Source organism: Chamaesiphon sp. OTE_8_metabat_110 (genome assembly GCF_031382685.1).
Taxonomy (GTDB): Bacteria; Cyanobacteriota; Cyanobacteriia; order Cyanobacteriales; family Chamaesiphonaceae; genus Chamaesiphon.
The window spans coordinates 1-6,527 of record NZ_JANMZA010000244.1 but is presented as its reverse complement, the minus strand read 5'-3'; the positions used below and the strand labels follow the sequence as shown (position 1 = coordinate 6,527).

The following is a 6,527-nucleotide window of genomic DNA, read 5'->3' as shown; positions in this document are numbered from 1 at the left end:
AATTGGTTCGCGCTGCATGAGTTCGTGAAGAATATCTACATCTGCGGCATCAGTAATAAATTCCGGCGGAGAATCGATGTAATCTTGACTATGTTCCGATTTGCCCTCTGTCATGGTTCCCTACCGCGTACCGACAAGTCTGCTTGACTTCGTTTCTAGATCTGAATCCCCCTGCTTGGTGCAACGCACGCTGAGGAAACCTCAGCGCGATTGCATCCGCTAAATCCCCCTTGAAAAGGGGGACTTTGAAAGCCCCCTTTCCAAGGGGGTTGGGGGATTTAGATCTAGAAAGGAAGTCAAGCAAACTTATGTATATACGGTAGTACTAGGAATCGGGGCAATTTCTAGCTGTTAACGATCGATTACCCTCAAATCTACTCAACCTGCTGAAAGCGACTGACTAGTGCTTGCGCTAATACGTTGACTAACAGTGTCAACACCATCAAAATCAAGGCTTCATAAAACAGCGATGACTTTTGCAGACCGCTAGCTTCACCAAACTGGTTGGCAATTAGCGAAGAAAGTGTCGAAGCTGGAGCCAGCCAGGATACATTCACCTGATTGGCATTACCGACCAACATCGTCAGCGCCATCGTTTCGCCCAATGCCCGCCCCAGTGCTAACATGATCGAACCAATAATTCCCGACAATGCGGCTGGTAGCAGCACTCTCATAATCGTCTCCCAGCGAGTCGCCCCTAGTCCATAAGCGCCTTGCCGGAGCTTGGGCGGGAGGGAAGTCAAGGTATCGCGGGAGATGGCAATAATCGTCGGTAAAATCATGATCGCCAGCACCAAAGATGCTCCAAAAAGCTGTCTACCACCTGGTTCGGTGGAAAAGAAGGGAATCCAGCCAAAATTACGGTTGAGTCCTTGCAACAGCGGTTTAATGGCGGGGAGAAACACAAATAATCCCCATAAGCCATAGACCACACTCGGCACGGCTGCTAATAGCTCGATGACAAAAGCGATCGGCTGGAGAATATTCGGCTTGAGAAAGTTTTCAGTCAAGAAAATGGCGACCCCTACGCCCAGCGGCACTGCGAAAATCAGTGCCAGGAGGGAACTAAGGACAGTACCGTAGACGTGAGGTAACGCGCCGTAAATATTTTTGACTGGATCCCAAGTACTATCGAATAAAAATCCCAGCCCAAACGCCTGAATCGCGGGTAAGGCGATGACTAATAGAGAATAGGCAATCCAGATCAAGATCAGCCCGACCGAGAGGGCTAGTCCCAGAGTCAAGCGCCGGAAATTTTGGTCGATCGACCGCACGAGATTGTAGCTAGTGGAGGCATCGAGGAGCGATGTTTCCTTGGGATCTGAAGGTTGTGCAGTCATACAAGTTTATTTAACTTTGTTGAGTTCTTCTTTGACCTTAGCCACCAGTGACGCCTCTAACGGTACATAGCCTAGCTCGGTGGCTGTAGCTTTCCCGGTAGTCAACGACCAATCGATGACGCTTTTGAGCGCTGTTTGCTTGGCAGCATCCTTCTGAGGATAAAGTAGTAGCCAAGTGAGACCGGAAATCGGGTAAGCTTTGGGGTTGGCAGAATCTGCTACTGTGAGTGCGAGATCGGCAGGTACTTTCTCGCCCACAAATGCCTCGGCACCAGACTCTGGAGATGGCGCGACGATCTGCCCTGATTTGTTTTCGATCGCGGCCATCGTTAAATTAGTTTGCTTGCCGTAGGAATACTCTACATACCCGATCGAACTGGGAGTTTGTTGAATCTGGGCAGCAACACCTTCATTACCTTTGGCACCCGTGCCAGTAGGCCACGAGATCGATTTGTTGGCACCAGCAGTCCAGGTCGCTCCACAGGCAGCTTTGAGGTGAGTGGTAAACTGGTACGTCGTCCCACTACCATCAGAACGGTGAACGAATTGAATTGCTTGGTCGGGGAGTTTGGCGCCAGGATTGCTTTTGGCGATCGCCGGATCGTTCCACTTCTTAATTTTCCCGGCGGCAATCCCACAGTAGGCTGCCCGCGATAGTTTTAAATCTTTGACTCCCTCTAAATTGTAGGCAAATACGACGCTACCGCCAGTCATCGGTACCTGAATGGGGTCGGCATTATATTTAGCCTTGAATTTAGCCCGTTCTTCAGGTTTCAATGGTGCGTCGGTCGCGCCAAAATCTACCGTACCCGCCAAAAATTGCTCGATCCCAGCACCACTACCGACGGATTGATAACTGATTTGCGTGCTGGGATTAGCTTTATTGTAATCAGCGAACCACCGTTGGTATAAAGGAGCCGGAAAGGATGCACCAGCACCGCTTAAAGAACTGCTCCCGCCACCACTTGCGGGTGCAGCCCCACTGCCTGCTGCTGGAGATGCAGTGCCACCCGTAGGGGGAGTAGCTACATCGGGACTTTGGGGCGTACAAGCAGCGGTAGTGACGCCCAGCGTCAATGCCACTAAAATCTGGATGGTATGGCGCGACCTACCTAGAGTTGCCGTGCCAGTATTGGAACGCTCTATTTGGTGGTTATTCATAATGATATCTCCTCAATTTTTTTGATGGTCTAGTTAGCTAACTTCCTGACTACTGCCAAGATGGCAGTCTGCCATCTTGGCAGGCTTCAAGCCCAAGGTTTATCAAAGGTAATTAGCTAAAAATTTTCGATCTACGATCGAGCATAGATCGATCTGACGTTGCTTCAGGTTAACAACAGGTTAACGTTTGGAAGTGAGTCCGATTCAATGATTGGGGGCAGTTGCAGCAAATCGGCTGCTCTAATGGCTTTGAGCGATATTTCACTCCTCGAAATCGCCGCCAAAGTCGATCTAGTGGCGGCGATCGTTCGCACATAGATCTTCACAAAAATGTCTGTAATGATGTAACAACATTACAGACATTTCTAATGGCGACTCCGCTTGATTTGTCAGAAGGAAAATCCGATCTAATGAGGCTACAGGCTACAGGTGCCAGCGTTGGCGATGTCCGTAACTTAGATGCCACCCGCCAGTTATTTAGGTCTCTACCTGATAATATTCTTTGTTAGCCTCAGAATATCCCCAAGCCAGCCCTTCCGGATCGCGGTTGCGCGTCCAGTCGGTGAAGTTTGGTTCGCTCCGCCGCTTGTAGATCGTACTGGAGTGGACATCCAACCGCTTAGCTAATTCGGATTGGATAATTAGCACTTGGGGTTGCTGTGATGTTACTGTCTGTTCGACTGCGACAAACGGGGCAGACTCTATCTCCATCGATAAGCTAGTCTCACCGGATGTCTTGTGGGCTAACTCAGGAGAGTCAGAAGATAAGACAGAAGGAAGATCTGCTAACTCAGTAGATTCAGCGGACGGGACGGGCATCTGCTCGATCGATGGCGTAGATTCACTTGCGGAAACATCGATTGCTGGAATCGCTTGCTCCAGATCGGTTACGGTTGCGGGTGCTGCTGAGAGTGTTGCCTCCGGCGCGAATGACATTGCTGAGTTAGCTGTATGTGCTACCCGATATTCCGAGTATGCTAATTCAGGGACGGCTTCGGGCGCGACAGTCTGCGGGAAAGTCGCCACGGGAGTCGTCGCTGGCATCAGTGCTGGCGGCTCTCTCTCGCTATCATCAAAAATCTGACCCAGAGTACTAACACTTACAAAATAGTAGACTTGTCCTCGATCGGGATGTTGGCGCCTACCAGTGCCAAATTCACTTGCTTTAGCAACTAGATACCGATCGGATACCTTACCGGAAACGTTTGCCTGCAATGACAAATCGAGCGCCGAAATTTCGCCGCGATTTTGCACGATTAATTGTTGAAAAACCGGATCGATCGATCGAGCCGTCTTCGTCCATTCATAGCTCTGCCAAATATTTCCACCAGCGATCGCCAGAGTTACACCCAATATTATCGGCCACGCCACAAACAACGCAGATATTGTTAGTGCTGCTGGAATTAGCAACAGCAGACAACCTGTGGCACTTTTCGTATTTATAGCTCTTTCAGGCATTTGCCCTATGGTTTTTTAACTTAACGCTATGTTATTTTAGTCGATCGGATCGCTTTTAGATGCACCCCGATCTCAGCAATTAACGATCGGTTACTATTTGGCTGTCGATCGACATTTTTGATGCGGTAGCCAGCAGCAGAAATTGGCAGTTTGGTAACTGCGACTAGATTATTTGTAATTGACAATGCCTGCAAAATCAGTAGCCGTCAAACTGGCTCCACCGACTAAGACACCATCAATTTGGGGTTGAGCCATAATTTCGTCGATGTTGCTCGGTTTGACCGAACCACCGTATTGAATCGGTACTTGGGGATCGGCTAAGCGATCGCGAATCAAACCGATAACTCGATTGGCTTCAGTAGCTTCACAGGTTTCGCCAGTCCCGATCGCCCAAATCGGCTCGTAGGCGATTACCAACCGATCGAGATCGATGCCTGCTAGTGCCCGATCTAATTGCTGGATAATCAAACGCTCGGCTTCACCCGCATCACGCTGTTGCTTGGTTTCTCCCACGCATAAAATCGGAATCAACCCACTTTTTTGCGCTGCTTTGAGTCGTAAATTCACGGTTTCGTCAGTTTCACCAAAATACTGGCGGCGTTCGCTATGTCCGACGATCGCATATCTCACACCCATTTCGGTCAACATGCTCGCCGAAATCTCACCTGTATAAGCGCCGCATTCTTCCCAATGGACATTTTGGGCACCCAAGCGAATCCGGTTGCCATGTAGACTTTTGTTGACGATCGTCAAATCTGTAAACGGCACGCACAAGACTACTTCGCGGTCTTCAGGAGCATCATCAATTTGCGGAATAAATTCCGTCAAAAACTCAGTGGCTTCACCCTGAGTTTTATACATTTTCCAATTACCAGCAATAATAACTTTACGCACAGCTCAATTTAGATTAGTCTTCTCCATATTCTCATGAATTGGGTGGAGGGGAGTTGGGAGATGGGAGATGGGAGTTGGGAGTTGGGAGTTGGGGGGACTGGGAGACTGGGAGATTAAGAATCGTTCATTACCTCTTACCCATTACCTCTTACCTGTTACCTCTTACCTTTTACCTTTTACCCATTACCTCTTACCTTGCCACCAGAGAAATATTGCGATCGCGCTTGAAGGGAGGAAGACGGCTACCAAGACGGTGCTGGTTGTGGGGTCTGGGTTGAGGCTTTGTCCTAGGTAGTTAATTGCGATCGAGATCGCGACAGATGGTAATAACATTTTAAGTAATAGTCCGATTTGGTCTGACACTATGCTGAGCTTCTCTCCCGAATTTACAATCCAATTTAGCGAACTGATAACTAAACTAGGGTCTGCTGTCCAAGCAAGTAGTTTGGATACCCATAGTCATCTCAACCCCACTTTAACTGGCTTAGCTCCGATCGATGCAGCCACGCCTGGGACGATTTCTTATATTGAAGGCGATAAGTTTGCCAAATTTGTCGGTAGTACGGCAGCGAGTGCCCTGATTTTACCGATGGATCGGTCGCTACATACGCAGGCGATCGATCGAGGGATCGTCTGGATCGCCGCCAGCGAACCGCGATTGTTATTTGCCCGAGTTATCCAGTTATTTTATCAGCCCTTCCAGCTTCCGACGGGGATTCATCCGAGCGCGATCGTCGCGCCGGGAGTCGCATTGGGCGAGGATGTATCGATCGGTGCCCATGTAGTCATCCAAGCTGGTGTGACGATCGGCAATGGGGCGATCGTCCATCCAAATGTCGTTATCTATCCCGATGTCCGCATTGGCGATCGGACGATCCTTCATGCTAACTGTACCATTCACGAGCGGGTACGGATTGGCGCTAATTGCGTCATCCACAGTGGGGCGACGATCGGCGCAGAGGGCTTTGGCTTTGTGCCGACGGCTACAGGCTGGTTCAAGATGGAACAGGCTGGTTATACAGTCTTAGAGGATGGCGTAGAGATCGGTTGCAATAGCACTGTCGATCGACCAGCCGTAGGGGAAACGCGGATCGGTAAAGATACCAAGTTAGATAACCTCGTACATGTCGGGCATGGGTGTCAAATTGGATCTAATTGCGCCCTTGCCGCTCAAGTTGGGTTAGCTGGTGGCGTCAAAGTTGGCAATGGAGTTTTACTCGCTGGACAAGTCGGCGTTGCCAATCAAGTCACCATCGGCGATCGCGCAATTGCTTCATCGAAAACAGGCATTCATCGCAACGTCGATCCTGGTGAAATTGTCTCGGGATATCCCGCAGTTTCCCACAAACTTTGGCTCAAAACTGCCGCGATCGTCAATCGACTACCAGAAATGTATCAATTCTTTAAAAACAGTCCACGTAGTTAAAATTTAGATGCAGATTCAGGCGGTCGCTGTCTTGGTGGCATTGTCCGATCGCTGCTGTTCGCGGAGCGTACCGCAGGCGATCGAGCTGCCTTTTTGCTAGTAAATCCCGATGGAAACTAGTAGTCTTCGATCCAAAAATATCATCTATCCGAGTAGTTAATTTACCTCAAGAATGTAAAATTTATGGCGATTTGTGGATGCCATTATCAAGCGATCGTGCTAAGCTACCTCAGAAGCTGTAGTTGTTC

General features: G+C 49.3%; 7 protein-coding genes. 1 reads left to right on the top strand and 6 read right to left on the bottom strand.

Going from position 1 to position 6,527, the window contains the following annotated elements:
• Positions 1-374 precede the first annotated feature (374 nt).
• The 6 genes from pstC to RMO52_RS09005 form a co-directional block, all read right to left on the bottom strand.
• Positions 375-1,340: a phosphate ABC transporter permease subunit PstC gene (gene pstC / locus RMO52_RS09030; protein ID WP_309744943.1), complete on the bottom strand. Its 966-nt coding sequence runs from the start codon at positions 1,338-1,340 to the stop codon at positions 375-377.
• A gap of 6 nt (positions 1,341-1,346) precedes the next feature.
• Positions 1,347-2,501: a phosphate ABC transporter substrate-binding protein PstS gene (pstS, locus tag RMO52_RS09025; protein WP_310413110.1), complete on the bottom strand. Its 1,155-nt coding sequence runs from the start codon at positions 2,499-2,501 to the stop codon at positions 1,347-1,349.
• Positions 2,502-2,978: 477 nt separating this feature from the next.
• Positions 2,979-3,959 (bottom strand): hypothetical protein, encoded by a 981-nt coding sequence (locus RMO52_RS09020; protein WP_310413107.1) that lies wholly within the window; start codon positions 3,957-3,959, stop codon positions 2,979-2,981.
• Between the two features lie 26 nt (positions 3,960-3,985).
• Positions 3,986-4,144 carry a hypothetical protein gene (locus RMO52_RS09015; RefSeq protein WP_309744950.1) on the bottom strand — a complete coding sequence of 53 codons (159 nt, stop codon included), beginning with the start codon at positions 4,142-4,144 and terminating at the stop codon, positions 3,986-3,988.
• Entirely contained in the window at positions 4,128-4,853 is a 726-nt protein-coding gene (gene tpiA / locus RMO52_RS09010) for a triose-phosphate isomerase (protein WP_309744952.1), read from the bottom strand. The genes RMO52_RS09015 and tpiA overlap by 17 nt, the downstream gene beginning before the upstream one ends.
• Before the next feature lie 183 nt (positions 4,854-5,036).
• Positions 5,037-5,216 (bottom strand): hypothetical protein, encoded by a 180-nt coding sequence (locus RMO52_RS09005; RefSeq protein WP_310413104.1) that lies wholly within the window; start codon positions 5,214-5,216, stop codon positions 5,037-5,039.
• A 28-nt stretch (positions 5,217-5,244) separates the two neighbouring features.
• Here RMO52_RS09005 and lpxD point away from each other — a divergent pair, with 28 nt between their 5' ends.
• Complete coding sequence (gene lpxD, locus RMO52_RS09000; protein ID WP_310413113.1) at positions 5,245-6,279, top strand: UDP-3-O-(3-hydroxymyristoyl)glucosamine N-acyltransferase; 1,035 nt, start codon at positions 5,245-5,247, stop codon at positions 6,277-6,279.
• Positions 6,280-6,527 lie beyond the last annotated feature (248 nt).